The 18,415-nt window shown below is 67.1% G+C and carries 11 protein-coding genes and 1 pseudogene; 4 read left to right on the top strand and 8 right to left on the bottom strand.

Features of this window, described 5'->3' with window-relative positions; all coding sequences use genetic code 11:
* Window positions 1-3,078 (bottom strand): ESPR-type extended signal peptide-containing protein (locus tag WS95_RS34660; RefSeq protein ID WP_059822836.1); only part of this gene is annotated, 3,078 nt, incomplete at its 3' end.
* A gap of 1,476 nt (window positions 3,079-4,554) precedes the next feature.
* On the opposite strand from WS95_RS34660, the gene WS95_RS05925 reads away from it, so the two are divergent.
* Together WS95_RS05925 and WS95_RS05920 are read left to right on the top strand one after the other, a co-directional pair.
* The gene (locus WS95_RS05925) at window positions 4,555-5,388 is read left to right on the top strand and encodes a response regulator transcription factor (protein ID WP_034208986.1); all 834 of its coding nucleotides are present in this window, start codon (window positions 4,555-4,557) and stop codon (window positions 5,386-5,388) included.
* Window positions 5,381-7,723 (top strand): sensor histidine kinase, encoded by a 2,343-nt coding sequence (locus WS95_RS05920; RefSeq protein ID WP_059822833.1) that lies wholly within the window; start codon window positions 5,381-5,383, stop codon window positions 7,721-7,723. Before WS95_RS05925 ends, WS95_RS05920 begins: the two co-directional genes overlap by 8 nt.
* A 58-nt stretch (window positions 7,724-7,781) precedes the next feature.
* Here the strand turns inward: WS95_RS05920 and yjfF are convergent, their stop codons facing one another.
* The 4 genes from yjfF to WS95_RS05900 are packed head-to-tail and all read right to left on the bottom strand — an operon-like array spanning window position 7,782 to window position 12,438.
* A complete protein-coding gene (yjfF, locus tag WS95_RS05915) occupies window positions 7,782-8,864 on the bottom strand; it encodes a galactofuranose ABC transporter, permease protein YjfF (RefSeq protein WP_059780682.1) in 1,083 nt (360 codons plus the stop codon).
* Window positions 8,861-9,904 (bottom strand): ABC transporter permease, encoded by a 1,044-nt coding sequence (locus tag WS95_RS05910; protein WP_059780681.1) that lies wholly within the window; start codon window positions 9,902-9,904, stop codon window positions 8,861-8,863. The genes yjfF and WS95_RS05910 overlap by 4 nt, the downstream gene beginning before the upstream one ends.
* The gene (locus WS95_RS05905) at window positions 9,901-11,415 is read right to left on the bottom strand and encodes a sugar ABC transporter ATP-binding protein (RefSeq protein WP_059780680.1); all 1,515 of its coding nucleotides are present in this window, start codon (window positions 11,413-11,415) and stop codon (window positions 9,901-9,903) included. The genes WS95_RS05910 and WS95_RS05905 overlap by 4 nt, the downstream gene beginning before the upstream one ends.
* Window positions 11,416-11,475: 60 nt before the next feature.
* Window positions 11,476-12,438: an ABC transporter substrate-binding protein gene (locus WS95_RS05900; protein WP_059780679.1), complete on the bottom strand. Its 963-nt coding sequence runs from the start codon at window positions 12,436-12,438 to the stop codon at window positions 11,476-11,478.
* A gap of 375 nt (window positions 12,439-12,813) precedes the next feature.
* Between WS95_RS05900 and WS95_RS05895 the strand changes: the two genes are divergently transcribed.
* Both WS95_RS05895 and proP read left to right on the top strand, forming a co-directional pair.
* The gene (locus WS95_RS05895; protein WP_059822831.1) at window positions 12,814-13,842 is read left to right on the top strand and encodes a DNA topoisomerase IB; all 1,029 of its coding nucleotides are present in this window, start codon (window positions 12,814-12,816) and stop codon (window positions 13,840-13,842) included.
* 286 nt (window positions 13,843-14,128) lie between these two features.
* Window positions 14,129-15,598 (top strand): glycine betaine/L-proline transporter ProP, encoded by a 1,470-nt coding sequence (proP, locus tag WS95_RS05890; protein ID WP_059822829.1) that lies wholly within the window; start codon window positions 14,129-14,131, stop codon window positions 15,596-15,598.
* A 53-nt stretch (window positions 15,599-15,651) separates the two neighbouring features.
* Here proP and WS95_RS05885 read toward each other — a convergent pair whose 3' ends face one another.
* The 3 genes and pseudogenes from WS95_RS05885 to WS95_RS05875 form a co-directional block, all read right to left on the bottom strand.
* Window positions 15,652-16,476 carry an alpha/beta fold hydrolase gene (locus tag WS95_RS05885; protein ID WP_059780676.1) on the bottom strand — a complete coding sequence of 275 codons (825 nt, stop codon included), beginning with the start codon at window positions 16,474-16,476 and terminating at the stop codon, window positions 15,652-15,654.
* Between the two features lie 150 nt (window positions 16,477-16,626).
* Entirely contained in the window at window positions 16,627-17,619 is a 993-nt protein-coding gene (locus tag WS95_RS05880; protein ID WP_034208977.1) for a LysR substrate-binding domain-containing protein, read from the bottom strand.
* Between the two features lie 617 nt (window positions 17,620-18,236).
* A pseudogene (locus WS95_RS05875) lies at window positions 18,237-18,415 on the bottom strand (ferritin-like domain-containing protein); the annotation flags it as partial.

Raw genomic sequence — 18,415 nt, 5'->3', positions numbered from 1 at the left:
CCCGTCCACCTTCGAGATCGCGTTCGGACCGATCGCGACGCTGTCGACGCCCACCGCCTGGCTGTCCGGCGCGGTCGAATTCGCATGGAAATACTTGATGCCGTGCGCGTTGATGTTGTCGATCGCGGAGCCGACGTTGTTGTTGATCGTCGTGGAGCCGTCGCTGTTGTACGTCACGTACGACGGCGCCGAGATCGCGCCGGTGGTCGGATCGTAGGTGGCGCCGCCGCCGATCGCGCCGGCCGTGCTGTTGCCCAGGTTCGTGTTGTTGTTCGCGATCGAGCTCAAGCCCGTCGACAGCGAGCTCATGCCGGTCGACGTGGCGGTCGACAGCGAGGTCAGGTTGCTGTTCGTCGAGCTCAGACCGGTGGACAGCGAACCGACGATCGTCGAGGTCGACGTGGACAGCGACGTGATCGAGCTGTTGGTCGAGCTCAAGCCGGTGGACAGCGAGCCGACGACCGTCGAGGTCGACGTGGACAGTGACGTCAGGTTGCTGTTCGTCGAGCTCAGGCCGGTGGACAGCGAGCCGACGACCGTCGAGGTCGACGTGGACAGCGACGTCAGGTTGCTGTTGGTCGAACTCAGGCCGGTGGACAGCGAGCTGATGCCCGTCGACGTCGACGTCGACAGCGACGTCACCGTGCTGTTGGTCGAACTCAGGCCGGTGGACAGGGAGCTGATGCCCGTCGACGTCGACGTGGACAACGACGTCACTGCGCTATTGGTCGAACTCAAGCCGGTGGACAGCGAACCGACGACCGTCGACGTCGACGTGGACAGCGAGGTGACCGCGCTGTTCGTCGAACTCAAGCCGGTGGACAGCGAACCGATGCCCGTGGACGTCGACGTGGACAACGACGCGATCGAACTATTGGCCGACGACAGGCCCGTCGACGTGGACGTCGACAGCGACGTCACCGTGCTGTCGGTCGTGCTCAGCCCCGTGGACAGCGAACCGATACCCGTCGAGGTCGACGTGGACAACGACGCGATCGAACTATTGACTGACGACAGGCCCGTCGACGTGGACGTCGACAGCGACGTCACCGTGCTGTCGGTCGAACTGAGACCGGTGGACAGCGAACTGATACCGGTCGACGTCGAAGTCGACAACGACGTCACCGCGCTGTTGGTCGAACTGAGGCCGGTGGACAGCGAACCGATGCCGGTCGACGTCGACGTGGACAGCGACGTGACCGCGCTGTTGGTCGAGCTGAGGCCGGTGGACAGCGAACCGATACCCGTCGACGTCGACGTGGACAACGACGTGACCGCGCTATTGGTCGAACTGAGGCCCGTCGACAACGACGAAACCCCGGTCGACAGCGACGTGATGCTCGACGCCGTCGACGTCGACAGCGAATCGAGCGCCGTGTTCGTCGCGGCGAGTTGCGACCCGTTGATCGCATCCGTGCTCGACGAATCGATGCGCCCGGCCGCGACGTTGGTGATCTGCCGCTCGCTGCCCGCTTTGCCGACGCTGACGACGCTGGTCGGGTTGATGCCGTTGAAGTTGTACGTGACGCCGCCGACGACTGCGCTGGCCGTCGGATTCGGCGCGGCCGTCGTCGATCCCGAGCCGAGCGCGACATCGTTTGCGTTGTTGGCCACGGCCGATGCGCCGAACGCGACCGCCCCCGCCGCCGCCGCGGTCGACGTATTGCCCAGCGCCAGCGAACCCGTGCCCTGCGCGTTGTTGGTATTGCCGATCGCCACCGCGCCGTTGCCGTTCGCGGTGTTGTTCGAACCCATCGTGACCGCGCCGGTGCCGATCGCGCTGCTCGGATCGCCGATCGCGACCGCGCCGTCGCCGCTCACCGTCTGGCCGAAGCCGAGTGCGACGGCGCCCGTGCCGCCGAGCACCTTCGACGCGTTGCCGCCCGCGATCGAACCCGCACCGGCGGTTGCGGCAACCGAGTTGGAATCGCCGATCGCGACGGTCGAGCCGGCAGCCGCGACGCTGTTGATGCCGACCGCCGTCGCATTCGTCGCCGACGCCGTCGCGCCGGGCCCCAGCGCGCTGGAGGAAACGCCGGTCGCCAGCGCCAGGTTGCCGAGCGCGGTCGCGAACTGCTGCGTCGCGGTCGCCTGCACGCCCGTCGCGATCGAACTGAGACCCGACGCATTGGCGTTCAGGCCGAATGCCACCGCATTGTCCGCGCCGGCACGCGTGTTCGAGCCCATCGCGATCGAGCTCGTGCCGATCGACTGCGTGCCCGAGCCGGGCACGCCCGCGGTGCCGCCCCAGCCGATCGCGATCGACGAGGTGCCCGTCGCGCCGCTGTTGACGCCCATCGCGACGCCGGAATTACCGGAAGCCAGCGCCCCGCTGCCGACGGCCACGCCTGCCGCGCCCGAACTCGTCGACTGGTTGCCGAGTGCGACGGACCCGGTGTCCGTGGCGTGCGACGCATAGCCGAGCGAGACGCTCTGCGCGCCCGCCGCGCTGGCACCGAGCCCCATCGCCGCCGCGTACTGGCCGGATGCCAGCGCGTTGTTGCCCAACCCGACGGCGGACACGCCGGTCGCCGCGGCGCCGCTGCCCATCGCGACCGAACCGCTTTGGGTCGCGCTCGACAAATTCCCGATCGCGACCGAATACGGGCCCGAGCCGATCGCCTGCACGCCCATCGCCACGCTGTTGACACCGTTCGCTTGCGAGTTGATGCCGACGGCCGTCGAACCATCCGCCATCGCATGCGCACCCGGGCCGAGCGCCGTGGCCGACAAGCCCTGCGCCGTCGACAGGTTGCCCACCGCGGTGGAATTCTGTTGCGCGGCGGTCGAACCGAGGCCGATCGAGATCGCCGTCACGCCGCCCGACGCGGTACCGCCATCCGGTGCGTACTGCGCATGGGCGCCCGCATGGAACAACGCCAGATATGCGGACGCCATCAGCATGGCGAGCCGTCGCGGCGAAGGCAGGCCCGCACGCGTCGCGCCGCTCGCGCTCGCGGCATGCGCCGCCGTGCGCCGCGACGACGCCACACGCTTGCCGCGTGCCCGGTCAAGCTCCGAAGCCGCAACCCAGGCTCCCAATGCTTCGTTCCAGATCGACTTGAACGACTTGTTCATCTTGTGTTCCCTCGGTTCTCATGTGCTGGATGACGCAACGGCGAACGCGGCACCAGGCGAAGCGCGGACCTTCTCCGCTTTCGCCCGGCTCGCGACGCCCCGCTTCTCACTTCGCATTACTAATCAAAACTACGAACAGCGTTGCGCAAAACGCTCGACCCACATCGCGACGGCACGACCGACCGTCGCGCGTGCCCGTTCGGCACGATGCGTGATGGCGATCGCCGGTTATCGATTCACGGAAGTCGACATCGCCTGCCCGGCCGCGACAGGGCGCACGACGCGTCGCGAATCCGCACGCGCGTACCCCGTCGCACCTGCCGAAGGGCGACTTCGAGTCTCATTCGGAAAAGCGTCGCTCGGACGCTGGATGAACGGACGCCGACCCGCATCGCGGGCGGCCCGTCATCTTTCATTCAGGCGGTGAAAGGCGCCATCCTGTCCCCGGGTTTGCGGCATGCGCCGCCGGATCGCTGACGCTGACAGCCGGCGCCGGATCGATCGACCCGACACCCCGACCTGCCATGCTTGTCGTATTCATATTTTTCGTATCCGCCTGATTCGATAGAGCACCGCGCGCGGCCTCCGGCTCGATCGAACGCCCGGCGGCCCACGCGCAGTCACTCACCCCTTTTCCGTCCGGCGGCAACGGTTTTTTCCGGATTTCCGGAAAAAACCGACCGCTCACCGAACGACCCCGGCACCGAATTAATCGATCGAATTTACTTGACGATTTCTTCTCGCCCGATGCCTCACACTCAGCCCCATCCCGTCATTTCACGGCTCATCTTGTATATCTAAAAATTCCGCGAATTATGACGCCTTCATTACCCTCGTGCCTGTTATTCATTCGTTACCGTCTTCTCATTATACGGGAATACCATCATTCAATGTGACATTGAATATTGGCAGCCCGCAAAGCGACGGCGACGGCCATTTTCACGACAGCCGGAAGCATTCAGAGAACCGATTCCAGCCGCGTCGTGGCTAGTGTGCCGACATTCGTTCAAACGAACCTTTTCCGGAGCGGAAAAATACTTTTCCGTAGCGGACGGCATTTACATTCATACACATTCGCATGAAATTCGATTTTTCCGGAAACGGAAATTCTCGTCCGCATTACGTCTAGCCCAGTTGACCGACAAGGAATCCGGGAATTCGATTTACGCCATTGCCATCGGATTTCGACACCTCGATCGTCAATTCATCATACGGGCCATTTTCACCCTTGAAATCATTGAACCGGAAATAAAGACCGTAATTTTCGAAATCGATTCGGCACATTTTTCCGGCTCATTTTCCGGGAGAGCCGACGGCACCGCCGCGCACCTTGCGATGCCCCTGCGACAAGCCCACACGCGCCGCACGGAATCCCACCTTCGACGCTGTTGCCGACATATAATTTTTTGCAACAATCGTACAGATTGCGATGCCTCCGACCTGACAGGCCACTCCCCTCCCAACGCGTTCGCAACCATGTCATCCCGCTTGTCCAGTTCGGCGTCGCCACGCACCACGCCGGATCTCGCCGGCGCCCATATCCTCATCGTCGACGACCGCCCGAACGACCTGCGGCTCCTGACCGAAATCCTGCGCACCGCGCAGTGCCGGATCAGCGTCGCGTTCGACGGGCTGCAGGCCTATCACCGTGCGCAGGCCATCGCGCCCGATCTGATCCTGATGGACGTGCGCATGCCGCGCATGGACGGTTTCGCCGCGAGCCGGCTGCTGGCGTCCACCCCGTCGACGCAATCCATTCCGGTGATCATCCTGACGGCCGCCGGCGATCTCGAGGACCGCATCGCGGGGCTCGAAACGGGGGCGATCGACTACATCGTCAAGCCGTTCGAACCGGCGGAAGTCATCGCGCGAATCCGCAATCACCTGAAGCGCGTGCGACGCAGCCAACCGTTCGCGCACCTGCCCGACTTGCCCGACAACCGCGACGCGGCGCTCGTGCGCGCGGCAAGCGACGTGCTGCTGCGCGACCTGCGCCATCCGCCGGCCCTCGAGGAGCTCGCGAAGCAGGTCGGCACGCACGAAAAACGGCTGTCGCGCGCGTTCCGCGACCATCTCGGCCAGACCGTATTCGAGTATCTGCGCGACACGCGGCTGCGCGCCGCGATGCATTTCCTGTCGGAAACGTCGATGGGGATCGGCGACATCGCCGAGGAAATCGGCTTTTCCACCCCCGGCAATTTCGCGACGGCGTTCCGCGAACGCTTCGGCGTCACGCCGTCCGACTGGCGGCGCCAGCGCCACGCGGTCGACGCGCCGGCCGCACCGGGGGGGCGCCACGGCGATGCATAGGCACTGCGCGGCATGGGCGGCGGGATGTCGCACGTTGCTCCTGCTTCTGGCGGCGCTGGCCGTCACGTGCGCGACGGTCCGTGCCGGAACGGCGCCGAATCCCGCGCAACTCGAAGCCGTATCGGTTTTCGAAGACGCCGGCACGACGCTGTCCGTCGACCAGGTCGCCGCCCGGCTCGCCGAGCCGTCGCGTCGTGCAGCCGCCACGGCCCGCACTGCATTCAACGTGACGTTTTCGCGCTCGGCCTGGTGGGTCCAGGCGACGCTGATCAACCGCGACGGCGACACGCGTGCGCTGGTGCTGGCGATTCGCGACGCGCGCGTCGACCGGGCCGATTTCTACGTCGACCGGCACGGTCAATGGACGCTCGAGCGCAGCTTCCCGACCGACCGCGGCGACGCGCGCGACGCGCCGTCGCGCTACCCGACCCTCGACGTCACGCTGCGCGCGGGCGAACAACTCCCGGTACTGATCCGCATCACGTCGCGCAAGGAAATGCGCCTTGCGCCGGTCGCGTTCACCCGCGACGCGTGGATCGCGCAGGAGTTGCACGCGTCGATGTGGAACTTCGGCTTCTTCGGCGGGCTGCTCGCACTCGTGTGGTGTGCGCTGCTGATCGGCTTTTTCTCGCGCAGCGGCGTGTTCCACGTGCTGGCCGCACTGGCCCTGAACACCGCGCTGTTCGAAGCGGCGTATCGCGGCTACCTCGCGATACTCCTGTCGTCCGGCGCGCGCGAGTGGTCGACACGCGGCGAAACGATCTTCGCGTACCTGTCGGTCGCATGCTTCATCGTCTTCATCCTGATGGTCGCGCATCGCGAGAAGGCGAAGATGCCGATGCGCGCGGTGTACGTGGTGTTTCTCGCGCTCGAATGCGTGGGGATAGCCGGTGCGGCGTTCGGCGATCTGGCGACCTTCGCGTGGTTCTGCCTGTGGCTGAACACCGTGCTCGCGATGGTGAACATCAGCCTGGCGCTGATGCTCGTGATCCGGCGCACGCCGACGGCCCGCGTGATGCTGATCGCGGTCGCGTTCGCGACGTTCAACATGCTGATCCGCATGCTCGACGGCCGCGACGCATTGCCGCCCGTGCTGTCGTGGATCCGGTCCGACGTCTATCCGAACCCCGTCATCGCGATCATCGGGCTCGCGACGCACCTGCTGGTGCTGGCCGCGTGGATTCACCACGTGGGCCGTCAGCGCACCGAGGCACGCAAGCGGCTCGAACACTGGCAGCTCACCGAGCAGGATCGGCTGCGAGACGAGGTGGCGCGGCGCACGGTCGCGCTCAACGATGCGTTGCAGCAGTCGAAAACGCACATGCAGCAGAAGATCGAGACGCTCGGCTACGTCAGCCACGACCTGCGCGCGCCGCTGTCGACGATCAACGGCTATGCGAAGCTGCTGCTGCAAGGCGCGACGCGCAGCCAGGCGCGGCTGATCCGGTCGATCGACCGCAGCATCCGCTACCAGCTCGCGCTGATCGACGAATTGCTCGCGTTCACGAAGGCCGAACTCCAGCCGCTCGGCGTCGCGCCCGACCGCACCGACCTGCCCGGGCTGCTGGACGACATCGGCCACTACGCGCTCGCGCTGTGCGCGCAGCAGGACAACCGGTTCGTCTACCGGCCCGTCACGTCGCTGCCGCGCACGGTGCTGATCGACGGCATCCGGCTGCAACAGGTGCTGCTGAACCTGCTGTCCAACGCATCGAAATTCACGCGCAACGGCACGGTCACGCTGTCGGTTCACGCGTCGCGCGAAGGCGATGCATGGCGCCTGCTGTTCGAGGTCGCCGATACGGGCATCGGCATCGACATCACCGCGACCACCGACATCTTCCGCGCGTACCAGCAGGTGCAGGCGGTCAACGGCGGCACCGGGCTCGGCCTGTTCATCGCGCAGCGCATCGTCGCGGCGATGGGCGGCGAGCTGGCCGTCGCAAGCCAGCCGGGGAGCGGCACGACGTTCTCGTTCGCGGTCGCCGCGCCAGCCCTCGGCCATGCGCTCGCGCCGGTGTCGGGGCTCGTCGGGCGGTTTCATCCCGCCGACGAAGCGGAACCGGCCGGCGCGGCGCCTGCGATGCGCAGCCCGCCCGCCGATGCGCTCGCCGAGCTGATCGTACTCGCCGGCGAAGGCCGGCTGACCGATATCGAGGAATGGCTCGGCCAGTATGCGGACGAGCCGGACCATGCGTCGTTCGTGCAGGAAATGCGCGAGCACCTCGATGCGCTGGACCTGCATGCGATCGAGAAACTGGCCGGCTCGCTGAAACGCACGCGCGTCGCGGATACGCCGTTCGACACCGAGGCGGACGCGGCCGGCCCGGCCTGACGGCGCCGCGCCGCGCGCATCGTTCCACCGCGGTTCGCCCGCGCGGCCGAACGGCCCGCTACGATCGCCGCATCGTCGATACCAGCGCGATGTCCTCTTCGGGCGGCGCCGGCCGCGCGGGCGCATGCGTCGGCCGCTGCGCGCCGAGCCCCGTGCCGCCGGTGCGGCGCCGCGCCGCGTGGCGCTCGATGACCCGCTGCAGCACGCAGAACACGCACAGCAGCGCGCCGATCACGATCCGCGTCCACCACGAGCTCAGCGTGCCGTCGAACGTGATCAGCACCTGGATCGTGCCGAGGATGCCGACCCCGAACACCGAGCCGATCACGTAGCCCACGCCGCCCGTCAGCAGCGTGCCGCCGATCACGGTCGCGGCGATCGCGTCGAGCTCCATTCCCTGCGCCTGCAGCCCGTAGCCCGACAGCACGTACAGCGTGAACACCACGCCGCCGAGCGCCGAACAGAAGCCGCTCAGCGCGTAGACGCCGATCTTCGTGCGCGCGACCGGCAAGCCCATCAGCAATGCCGAACGTTCGTTGCCGCCGACCGCATAGACGTTGCGGCCGAAGCGCGTGAAATGCGCGACGTAGATCGCGACGGCCAGCGTCGCGAGCGCGATCAGCGCACCGGCGCTCAGCGTGCCGCCGCCGACCGGCACGCTGATGCCCGCAATCGCATGGAACGCCGGCTCGTTGATCGTGATCGACTGCGTCGTGATCAGGAAGCACGCGCCGCGCGCGAGAAACATCCCGGCGAGCGTGACGATGAACGGCTGCAACCGGAAATAGTGGATCAGCGCGCCCATCGCCGCGCCGTACAGCGCGCCGAACGCGAGCGCGAGCGGCACGATCGCCCACACGGGCCAGTGCAGCCGTTCGGCGCCGACCGCGCAGAAGATCGTTGTCAGCGCAACGACCGAGCCGACCGACAGGTCGATGCCGCCCGACACGATCACGAACGTCATCCCGATCGCGACGATCAGCAGGAACGCATTGTCGACGAGCAGCCCGGTCAGCACCTGCATCGAGAAAAAACCCGTGTACATCACGGACCCGAAGCCGAACAGCGCGACGAACAGCACGATCGTCACGACGATCGGCAACGTGCGCGGATCGGCGAGCCGGCCAAGGAAACGATTCATCGCGGCGTTGCTCCGGTGGGGGTGGTGCGCGATCGCGCGGAAGGCAGCAGCCGCGACGCATGCCGGACGAGCAGCGCACGCGCCGCGTCCGACTGGATCAGCGTCACGACGATCACGACGACCGCCTTGACGACGAGCGTCGCCTCCGGCGGCACGCCGATCGAATAGGTCGTGTAGGTGAGCGTCTGGATGATCAGCGCGCCGAGCACGGAGCCCGCGAGACTGAAGCGGCCGCCGAGCAGCGACGTGCCGCCGAGCGTGACCGCGAGGATCGCGTCGAGTTCGAGCAGCAGCCCCGCGTTGTTGCCGTCGGCGCTGCGCACGTTCGAGCTCGCGAGGATGCCCGCGAGCGCCGACATCACGCCCGAGCACAGATACACGCCGAACACGACCGCGCCCGAGCGCAGCCCGACGAGCCGCGTCGCGACCGGATTCACGCCGATCGCGCGAATGAACAGCCCGAGCGCCGTGCGGTTCACCAGCAGCGCGGTCGCGCCGATCGTCGCGAGCGCGATCCACACCGCGCACGGCACGGTCGCGAGATAGCCGCCGCCGAGCGCGAGGTAGCCCGGCGCGCCGATCGGGATGATCTGGCCGCCCGTCAGCAGTTGCGCGACGCCGCGCCCGGCCACCATCAGGATCAGCGTCGCGATGATCGGCTGCATCCCGACGAACGCGACGAGCAGCCCGTTCCACGCACCGGCCAGCAGCCCGACGCCGAGCGCGGCGGCCAGCGCCGCGCCGACCCGCGACGGGTCGGCCTCGAGCACGGTCGCGGCCGCCGCGCCGGCGATCGCGACGATCGCGCCGACCGAGATGTCGATCCCGCGCGTCGCGATCACGAGCGTCATCCCGAGCGACACGATCACGAGCGGCGCCGCGCGGTTCAGGATGTCGATCGGCGCGCCGAACAGATGGCCGTCGAGCAGCGCGATCGACAGGAAGCCCGGACGATGCGCGACGTCCAGCGCGAACAGCAGCGCGAGCGTCAGCACCGGCCACGCGAGCGAATGACGAAACAGCGTGCGTAACCACGTCATGACTGGCCTCCCGCAATCAACCGGTAAACCCGCTCCTCGGATGCGTCGGCGCCGGACAGCTCCGCGACCTTGCGCCGGTCGCGCAGCACCGCGATCCGGTGGCTCACCCGCACGACCTCGCCGATCTCCGACGAGATGAACAGGATCGCGAGCCCCTGCGCGCACAGCGCGAGCACGCGCTCCATGATGTCGAACTTCGCGGCGACGTCGATGCCGCGCGTCGGCTCGTCGAGGATCAGCAGCTTCGGGTCCGTCGCGAGCCAGCGCGCGAGCAGCACCTTCTGCTGATTGCCGCCCGACAGCAGCCCGATCGGCTGCTCCGCGTCGCGCGCCTTGATGCCGAGCCGGGCGATATACGTGTCGGCGATCTCGCGCTGGCGCGCGCGCCCGATCAGTCGCCACCAGCCGCGCCGCGCCTGCAGCGCGAGGACGATGTTCTCGCGGATCGACAGCGCGGCGACGATGCCCTCCTTCTTGCGGTCTTCCGGGCAGTACGCGATGCCGTTGCGCACCGCATCGTGCGGCGACGCGAGCCGCTTGCGCGCGCCGTCGATCTCGATCGCGCCGGTATCCGGGCGCGCCGCGGCGAACGCCAGCTGCGCGGTTTCGGTGCGGCCCGAGCCGAGCAGGCCGGCCAGCCCGACGATCTCGCCGGGGCGCACGTCGAGATCGAGCGCGCTCATCATCCCGCGCCGGCCGACCTGCTGCATCGACAGGAACGGCGCGGCGGTCGCGGCGGTGCGCTCGACCGCAGCCGCGCCGGCCTGCAGCGTGTCGGACATGCGCTCGCGGCCGGTCATCTTCGCGACCAGCGCGTCGACCGGCAGGTCGCGCGCGAGGTACTCGCCTTCGCGCTCGCCGTTGCGCATCACGGTGATCCGGTCGGACACCGCATAGGTCTGCTCGAGAAAATGCGTGACGAACAGAATCGCGATGCCCGACGCCTTCAGCCGGCGCAACACGTCGAACAACCGCGCGACCTCGCCATCGTCGAGGCTCGAGGTCGGCTCGTCGAGAATCAGCACGCGCGCGTCGACCGACACCGCACGCGCGATCGCGACCATCTGCTGCACCGCGATCGGATACGCGTCGAGCGAGCGCGTGACGTCGAGCGACAGGTCGAGTTCGGCGAGCGCCGCCCGCGCGCGCGCATGGATCGTGTTCCAGTCGATCGCGCCGCGCCGCATCGGCTGTCGGCCCGCGAAGATGTTCTCCGCGACCGACAGGTTCGCGCACAGGTTCACTTCCTGATACAGCGTCTGAATGCCGGCCGCCTCGGCTTCGCGCGGCGCGGCAAAGCGCACGGGCCGGCCGCCGACGCGAATCTCGCCCGCATCGTGCGCATGCACGCCGGTGAGCACGTTGATCAGCGTCGACTTGCCCGCGCCGTTCTGGCCCATCAGCGCGTGGATCTCGCCCGGAAACAGCCGGAAGTCCACGCGCTGCAGCGCGCTGACGCCCGGAAACGACTTGTCGATGCCGATCATCTCGACCACCGGCGCACTCTCCATGCATCCTCCGTCGAAGCGTCGCCGGACGGCGGCCGTCAGGCCGCCGTCCGTGCGCACAGGTCAGTACTTGCGGGTCGGCAGCACCTGCGCCGCGACGTTCATCGGGAACACCGTCTCGTTGGTCACGATGCGCTTGGGCAACTGCTTGCCGGCGACGACGTCCTTCACCGCGCTCATCAGTTGCGGGCCGAGCAGCGGGCTGCATTCGACGTCGACGTTGATCTTGCCCGCGATCATCGCCTGGAAGCCGCCCTTGGTCGCGTCGAACGACACGACGCTCACGTCCTTGCCGGGCTTGATCCCGGCCTCTTCCATCGCCTGGATCGCGCCGAGCGCCATGTCGTCGTTGTGCGCGTAGACGACGTTGATCTGCTTGCCGTAGGTCTTCGCGAACGCTTCCATCACCTGCTTGCCGCCGGCGAGCGTGAAGTCGCCGCTCTGCGACGCGATCACCTTGAATTTCGGGTTGTTCCTGATCACTTCGAGCAGGCCCGCGCGGCGGTCGTTGGCCGGCGCGGAGCCGACCGTGCCCTGCAGCTCGACGATGTTGATCGGGCCCGCGTCGTTCTTGTAACGCTCTTCCATCCAGTGGCCGGCGCGACGCCCTTCCTCGAGAAAGTCGGAGCCGATCATCGTCACGTACAGCGACGGGTCCTTCACGTCGACCGCGCGGTCGGTCAGGATCACCGGGATATGCGCGGCCTTCGCTTCGGTCAGCACCGGCTCCCAGCCCGATTCGACGACCGGCGAGAACGCGATCACGTCGACCTTCTGCGCGATGAACGAGCGGATCGCGCGAATCTGGTTCTCCTGCTTCTGCTGCGCGTCGGAAAACTTCAGGTTGATGCCGGCGTCCTTCGCCGCGCTCTTCACCGATACGGTGTTCGCGGTGCGCCATGCGCTTTCGGCGCCGACCTGCGAGAACCCGAGCGTGATCGGCTTTTGCTGCGCGTGCGCGCCGGTGGCCAACACCGCCGTCGCCGCGACGATCGCGGTGGCCGCCAGCTTCCTGATGAATGTCATGGTCCGTCTCCGATGATGTCGTTGTGTGCCGCGGCGCTGTTGTGTTTCTACGTGGCGCTGGCGCGGATCGGGCGGCGCCGGCCGGCGTGTCCGGTCGGCGCGGTATACAAGCCCCGCATCAGTCTAGGAACAAGTCCGATAACCTTCCAATGAAATATTGGATTGAGGCGATACCGGAATCGGCATACGTATAAACACCTAACCCCGGATCGGCCGCGCGCGTGCGGCGCACGGTTCTTGCTCCGTCGCGCTGGCGGTTCGCACCCCATGCCGGGCGCCCGCCCTTCACGCGAACCGAAAGGAGACGAGCATGATCGCCGCCCATGAGCGCGGGTCGCCGCGCACCGACGTCGCCGCCGGCCGGCGGTCGTCGACATGAAGCAGCCCGCTTCGAGCGCCGTCGCGGCGCTGCGCCATGTCGACGACCGCCGCCCGGGCTACACGCGCCGGCGGCTTCGCAACGGCTTCGCGTATTACGGGCCGGACGGCGTGCGGGTTCACGATGCCGACGAAATCGCCCGCATCGACGCGCTCGCGATTCCACCCGCGTACACCGACGTCTGGATTTGCATGGACCCGCTCGGCCATCTGCAGGCAACGGGCCGCGACGCGCGCGGCCGCAAGCAGTATCGCTATCACCCGCAATGGCGCGCGATCCGCGATGCGAACAAGTACGCGCGGATGGCCGCGTTCGCGCGGGCGCTGCCGCGCATCCGCGCGCGCGTCGCGCGCGATCTGGCATTGCCGGGCATGCCGCGCGACAAGGTCGTGGCGACGATCGTCCGCTTGCTCGACACGACGCTCGCGCGGATCGGCAACGCGGAATATGCGCGCGAGAACGGCTCGTACGGGCTGACGACGCTGCGCAAGCGCCATTTGAAGATCCAGCCCGGCCAGGTGCGGCTGCGCTTCGCCGGCAAGAGCGGGATCGAGCACGACGTGACGGTCGACGACGCGCGGGTCGCGCGCATCGTGCGGCGCTGCGCGGAGCTGCCCGGCCACGAGCTGTTCCAGTATGTGGACGACGACGGCGTCCGCCATCCGGTCGGGTCGTCCGACGTGAACGACTATCTGCGCGAGGCCGGCGGCGCCGATTTCACCGCGAAGGATTACCGGACCTGGGCCGGCAGCGTGCACGCGCTCGCGTTGCTGCGGCGCGTGGAGCATCGCGGCGTCACGCATGCCCGCAAGCAGATCGTCGAGACCGTGCGCGCGGTGGCCGACCTGCTGCGCAACACGCCGGCCGTGTGCCGGCGCTGCTACATCCACCCGGCCGTGCTCGATGCGTTCGAGGCGGGCACGCTCGCCGCGCTCGCGGTCCGGCGGACGCCGCGCGGCCTGCGGGCGGACGAAGCGGCGTTCGCCGCATTGCTCGTATCCGCGCGCCGGCGAATGGCGAAATGAATGGCGAGGCGACCGCCCCCGGCGCGCGTGCGACCGATGGGGCGCCCTCGACGCCGCGCCTCCGGCGTGTCGTTTACCACCGGTTTCCGGGCGCATGACCGATAGCCGCTCGCACCCGTTTCTCTAAACTGGTTCGCACAACACACCTGCCCGGTGTCGTCCGCTGCGCGCGTCACGCCACCGGCATCGAGGCATCCCCGAGACATCCGCCTTCGCTGTCCGTCGGTCCGCACGACCCCGCCGCATTCCCGCCGGCCGGTTGCCAAGGCAATTCCAGGAGAGTTCATTGAGCCCGTCGCAAGCGCACTCCGCGAAAGCCCGGTCTTCGCGCCAGTCCGTCAAGCTGGACGACATCACGATCGTCGACCCTGCCGTCCTCAAGCGCGCGGTCGGCGCGATGGCGTTCGGCAATGCGATGGAATGGTTCGACTTCGGCGTCTACAGCTATATCGCCGTCACGCTCGGCAAGGTGTTCTTCCCGTCCAGCAGCCCGTCCGCGCAGTTGCTCGCCACCTTCGGCACGTTCGCGGCCGCGTTCCTCGTGCGTCCGCTCGGCGGCATGGTGTTCGGCCCGCTCGGCGACCGCATCGGCCGCCAGCGCGTGCTCGCCGCCACGATGATCATGATGGCCGTGGGCACCTTCGCGATCGGCCTGATCCCCAGCTACGCGTCCATCGGCATCATGGCGCCCGTGCTGCTGCTCGTCGCCCGCCTCGTGCAGGGCTTCTCCACCGGCGGCGAATACGGCGGCGCCGCCACCTTCATCGCCGAGTTCTCGACCGACAAGCGCCGCGGCTTCATGGGCAGCTTCCTCGAATTCGGCACGCTGATCGGCTATACGCTCGGCGCGGCCACGGTCGCGCTGTTGACGGCCACGCTGTCGGAGGACGCGCTGCTGTCGTGGGGCTGGCGCGTGCCGTTCTTCATCGCCGGCCCGCTCGGCCTCGCGGGCCTCTACGTGCGGCTCAAGCTCGAGGAAACCCCGGCATTCAGGAAGGAGGCCGAAGCGCGCGAGGCGGACGAACGCGCGCGGCCGAAGCAGCGCTTCGCGACGCTGCTCGTCGAACAGTGGAGGCCGCTGCTGCAATGCGTCGGCCTCGTGCTGATCTTCAACGTGACCGACTACATGGCGCTGTCGTACCTGCCGAGCTACCTGTCGGCGACGCTGCACGTTCGCGAATCGCACGGGCTCTTCATGGTGCTGCTCGTGATGGTGCTGATGATGCCGATGACGCTGTACGCCGGGCACCTGTCGGACAAGGTCGGCCGCAAGCCGGTGATGATGGCCGGCTGCGTGGGCCTGCACGCGCTGTCGGTGCCGGCGCTGATGCTGATCCGCACCGGCGGCATGCTGCCGATCTTCGGCGGGATGCTGATCTACGGCGTCCTGCTGTCGACGTTCACGGGCGTGATGCCGTCGGCGCTGCCTGCCCTCTTTCCGACGCGCATTCGCTACGGCGCGCTCGCGATCGGCTTCAACGTGTCGGTGTCGCTGTTCGGCGGCACGACGCCGCTCGTCGCCGCATGGCTGGTCGATCGCACCGGCGACCTGATGATGCCCGCGTACTACCTGATGGGCGCGTCGTTCATCGGCATCGTGTCGGTGCTCGCGCTGCGCGAGACTGCGCGCGAGCCGCTGCCCGGCTCCGGGCCGTGCGTGGCGAGCCGCGCGGAAGCGCTGAGCCTCGTGCGCAGCGGTGCCGACGAAGCGCGGGTGCGCGACCGGAAGTTCACGCCGGTCGGCGAGCGCGCATGACGCGAGTCGATGCGACGCCGCGCGGCCTGCGCGCGTCGCCGTTCGCGTGACCGTCAGTTCGACGGCAGTTGCTGCGCGTCGAACCAGTCGAGCAGCGTGCGCGTGACGAACGCGGGATTCTCCAGGTTCGAGATATGGCCGGCGTCGGGCACCAGCGCATGCGCGCAGCCGATCACGCTCGCCATCTTCACGGTTTCCGACGGCGGGCGCGCCATGTCGCCCGCGCCGCACATCAGCAGCGTGTGTGCGGCATCGAGTTCGGCGAGCGCCGGCAGCGTGTCGGGCCGGCCGAAGATCAGCCGGCCAAGCGGCGCGATCGATTGCCGCAGCCGGTCGGCGGGCAGGTTCGCGAGCGCATGACGAAACGCCGTCGGCACCGGGCCGTCGAGATCGACGTCCGGGCGGAAGAACAGCGGTACGATCGCGTCGAGCAGCGGCGGCGCGATGCGGCCCGCGGCCTCGATCGCATCGAGCATCCCGAAATAGCGCGTGCGCGTCGCATCGGGCTCGGCCTCGAGCGACGCGTCCATGATCACGAGCGAGCGCACGCGCTGCGGCTCGCGCAACGCGAGCCGTGCGCCCCACATGCCGCCGACGCTGAGCCCGACGATCGCGCACTGTTCGATGTCCAGCGCGTCGAGCAGCGCGCTCGCGTGCGCGGCGAGGTCGTCGAGCGTGTGCGTGCCGTCCGGCAGCGCGCCCGATTCGCCGTGCCCCCACAGGTCCGGCACGATCACGCGATACTTGCGCGACAGCGCGTCGATCTGCGGCGCCCACATCGTCGCGTCCCACAGATAGCTGTGCCCGAGCAGCACCGGAAAACCGGCGCCGTGATCGTGGTAATGCAGGGTACTGCGCTGGATGCTGTGTGCGGGCATGCTGTCTCCGGGATGTCAGGACTCGGCGGTGGCCCGGAAACGGGCGCCGCGGTCGGCGGCGTTCTGCGACGAACGCGAAGCGGCGCATCATCGCACAGGTGCAGGTACCGCGCATGACGGCGCGCACGGCGCTGTCGCGCGCCGCGTTCGTCATCCGACGCGATACATCGGCACCACGTTGCTGCCGGCGGTGTCCTGCTCCGTCGCGAGCGGGTGACACGCTTGTTCGAGCAACCAGTTGGTCAGCACCGCGATGTCGAATTCGTTGCACGCATCGGGGTTCTGCACGAGCACGTAGCTGCCCGATGCAACGGTGCAGTGCGGGAACAGCTCGACGAGCCGCCCCTGCTTCAACAGCCCGTCGACCAGCGGCCGCCTTCCGATCGCGATGCCGTGCCCGTCGACCGCGGCCTGGACCAGTTGGTCGTACTGGCTGAAGTGCAGCGCGCCGGCCGGCCGCAGCCGCGGCACGCCGAGCTCCTTCAGCAAATGGCTCCATCCGTGCCACGGCCATTCGCCGCGCGGGTCGTCGAGATGCAGCAGCACGTGCTTGTCGAGGTCGGCCGGCTTCATCGACGCGGCGTCGCCCGCCGCCGTCATCAGGCTCGGGCTGCACACCGCCACGACACGCTCGCGAAACAGCACCTCCGTATCGTCGGTCGACGTATACGGGCCTGCATAGCGCACGGCCAGGTGCAAACGTTTGCGTTTAAGATCTTCAATTTCGCTCGTTGCCGACACGCGCACGTCGATGTCCGGATAGCTGGCGCGGAATGAACCGAGGCGCGGGATCAGCCACAGCGCAGCGAACGAGACGGTGGTCGACAACGAGATGGCGCGCTGGCCGACACTCGACGACAGCTTGCCGACCACAGACTCCAGGTCGGACAACGCGAACGAGATCGCGTCGTACAGCTCGCGCCCCTTGTCGGTCAGCGTCAGCGAACGAATGTGCCGATGGAAAAGCTCGATCCGAAGCTGCTCTTCGAGCGCCTTGACCTGCCGACTCACGGCCGATTGCGTGACGTTCAATTCCTGCCCCGCACGCGTGAAGCTCAAATGACGCGCCGCGCATTCGAAGCCTCTCAGGAAATCCAGCGAAGGCAGACTTCTCAATCGCTTTGCCAATCTCACATTAGCCATACCGCCGCCTCAAAGTTGCACCCATCGACAGGCAAGTTGCCGTTCGTCTCCCTGACTCGTCTCTCCTATTTGGATTCGGAAACGATTTTATATTGAAGCATGGATGCATATCATTCTTATTTTCAATCGTGACACTTGTATTTATCTATCGATTTTCATCGCACCAGTACGCTTACACGAACATTATCCGGTTGTGATTTTGTAAATTAATATGCGAACGAATCGAGGGCTCGACAGGTTCGATAAATTCCCGTAGAAACAACCGGTTTCCAGCCAAATTCGCCGCTATCGCAGCGCTTTATCCGCATAGACGGAGGCGAAACACAATGCCTACAATTCAATTTCAATTTGCCGACTTTTCCATTTTATTTTCCGGATTGCGAAAAACAAACTGTCTGCAACAGACACGGAAAATCCCATTAAATCCGGAATTAGGCGTTTATTAAAAAATACTAAACGCATGAAATTCAAGCTTTCCATACGGTTTCATAAACCGATGAAGCGATTATTTCCGGAAATGAATAATTCGCCGGCCGGCAGCGCCGGTCGGCGTCGGCGCGTTCGCCGGTCGGCCGGCATCCGGCCGGCACCGCGCGACAGCCGGATGTATCGATCCGCTACGGGCTGTCCACCGCGCCACTTACCCGCGCCGTCACTTCGCGGCGGTAGCGGTTCAGCTCCTGCGCGGTCGCGAACGTGCGCTCGAACAGGATCGACAGGTTGTGCAGGATCCGCTCGACGACCTTCTTCTCCCACTCGCCGTCGAAACGGATCTGCTCGTCGAGCCAGCGCTCGA

Origin of the sequence: Burkholderia sp. MSMB1826 (assembly GCF_001526325.1) — a bacterium.
GTDB lineage: Bacteria > Pseudomonadota > Gammaproteobacteria > Burkholderiales > Burkholderiaceae > Burkholderia.
The sequence above is the reverse complement of the archived record's forward strand: the minus strand, read 5'-3'. Positions and strand labels throughout refer to the sequence as shown.

Bases quoted from the DNA above. Each gene is read 5' to 3' on its own strand.
- WS95_RS05920 (WP_059822833.1), top strand. From the start codon at position 5,381: ATGCATAGGCACTGCGCGGCATGGGCGGCGGGATGTCGCACGTTGCTC.
- WS95_RS05910 (WP_059780681.1), bottom strand. From the start codon at position 9,904: ATGACGTGGTTACGCACGCTGTTTCGTCATTCGCTCGCGTGGCCGGTG.
- WS95_RS05880 (WP_034208977.1), bottom strand. From the start codon at position 17,619: ATGGCTAATGTGAGATTGGCAAAGCGATTGAGAAGTCTGCCTTCGCTG.
- yjfF (WP_059780682.1), bottom strand. From the start codon at position 8,864: ATGAATCGTTTCCTTGGCCGGCTCGCCGATCCGCGCACGTTGCCGATC.
- WS95_RS05885 (WP_059780676.1), bottom strand. From the start codon at position 16,476: ATGCCCGCACACAGCATCCAGCGCAGTACCCTGCATTACCACGATCAC.
- WS95_RS05895 (WP_059822831.1), top strand. From the start codon at position 12,814: ATGAAGCAGCCCGCTTCGAGCGCCGTCGCGGCGCTGCGCCATGTCGAC.
- WS95_RS05900 (WP_059780679.1), bottom strand. From the start codon at position 12,438: ATGACATTCATCAGGAAGCTGGCGGCCACCGCGATCGTCGCGGCGACG.
- WS95_RS05905 (WP_059780680.1), bottom strand. From the start codon at position 11,415: ATGGAGAGTGCGCCGGTGGTCGAGATGATCGGCATCGACAAGTCGTTT.
- WS95_RS05925 (WP_034208986.1), top strand. From the start codon at position 4,555: ATGTCATCCCGCTTGTCCAGTTCGGCGTCGCCACGCACCACGCCGGAT.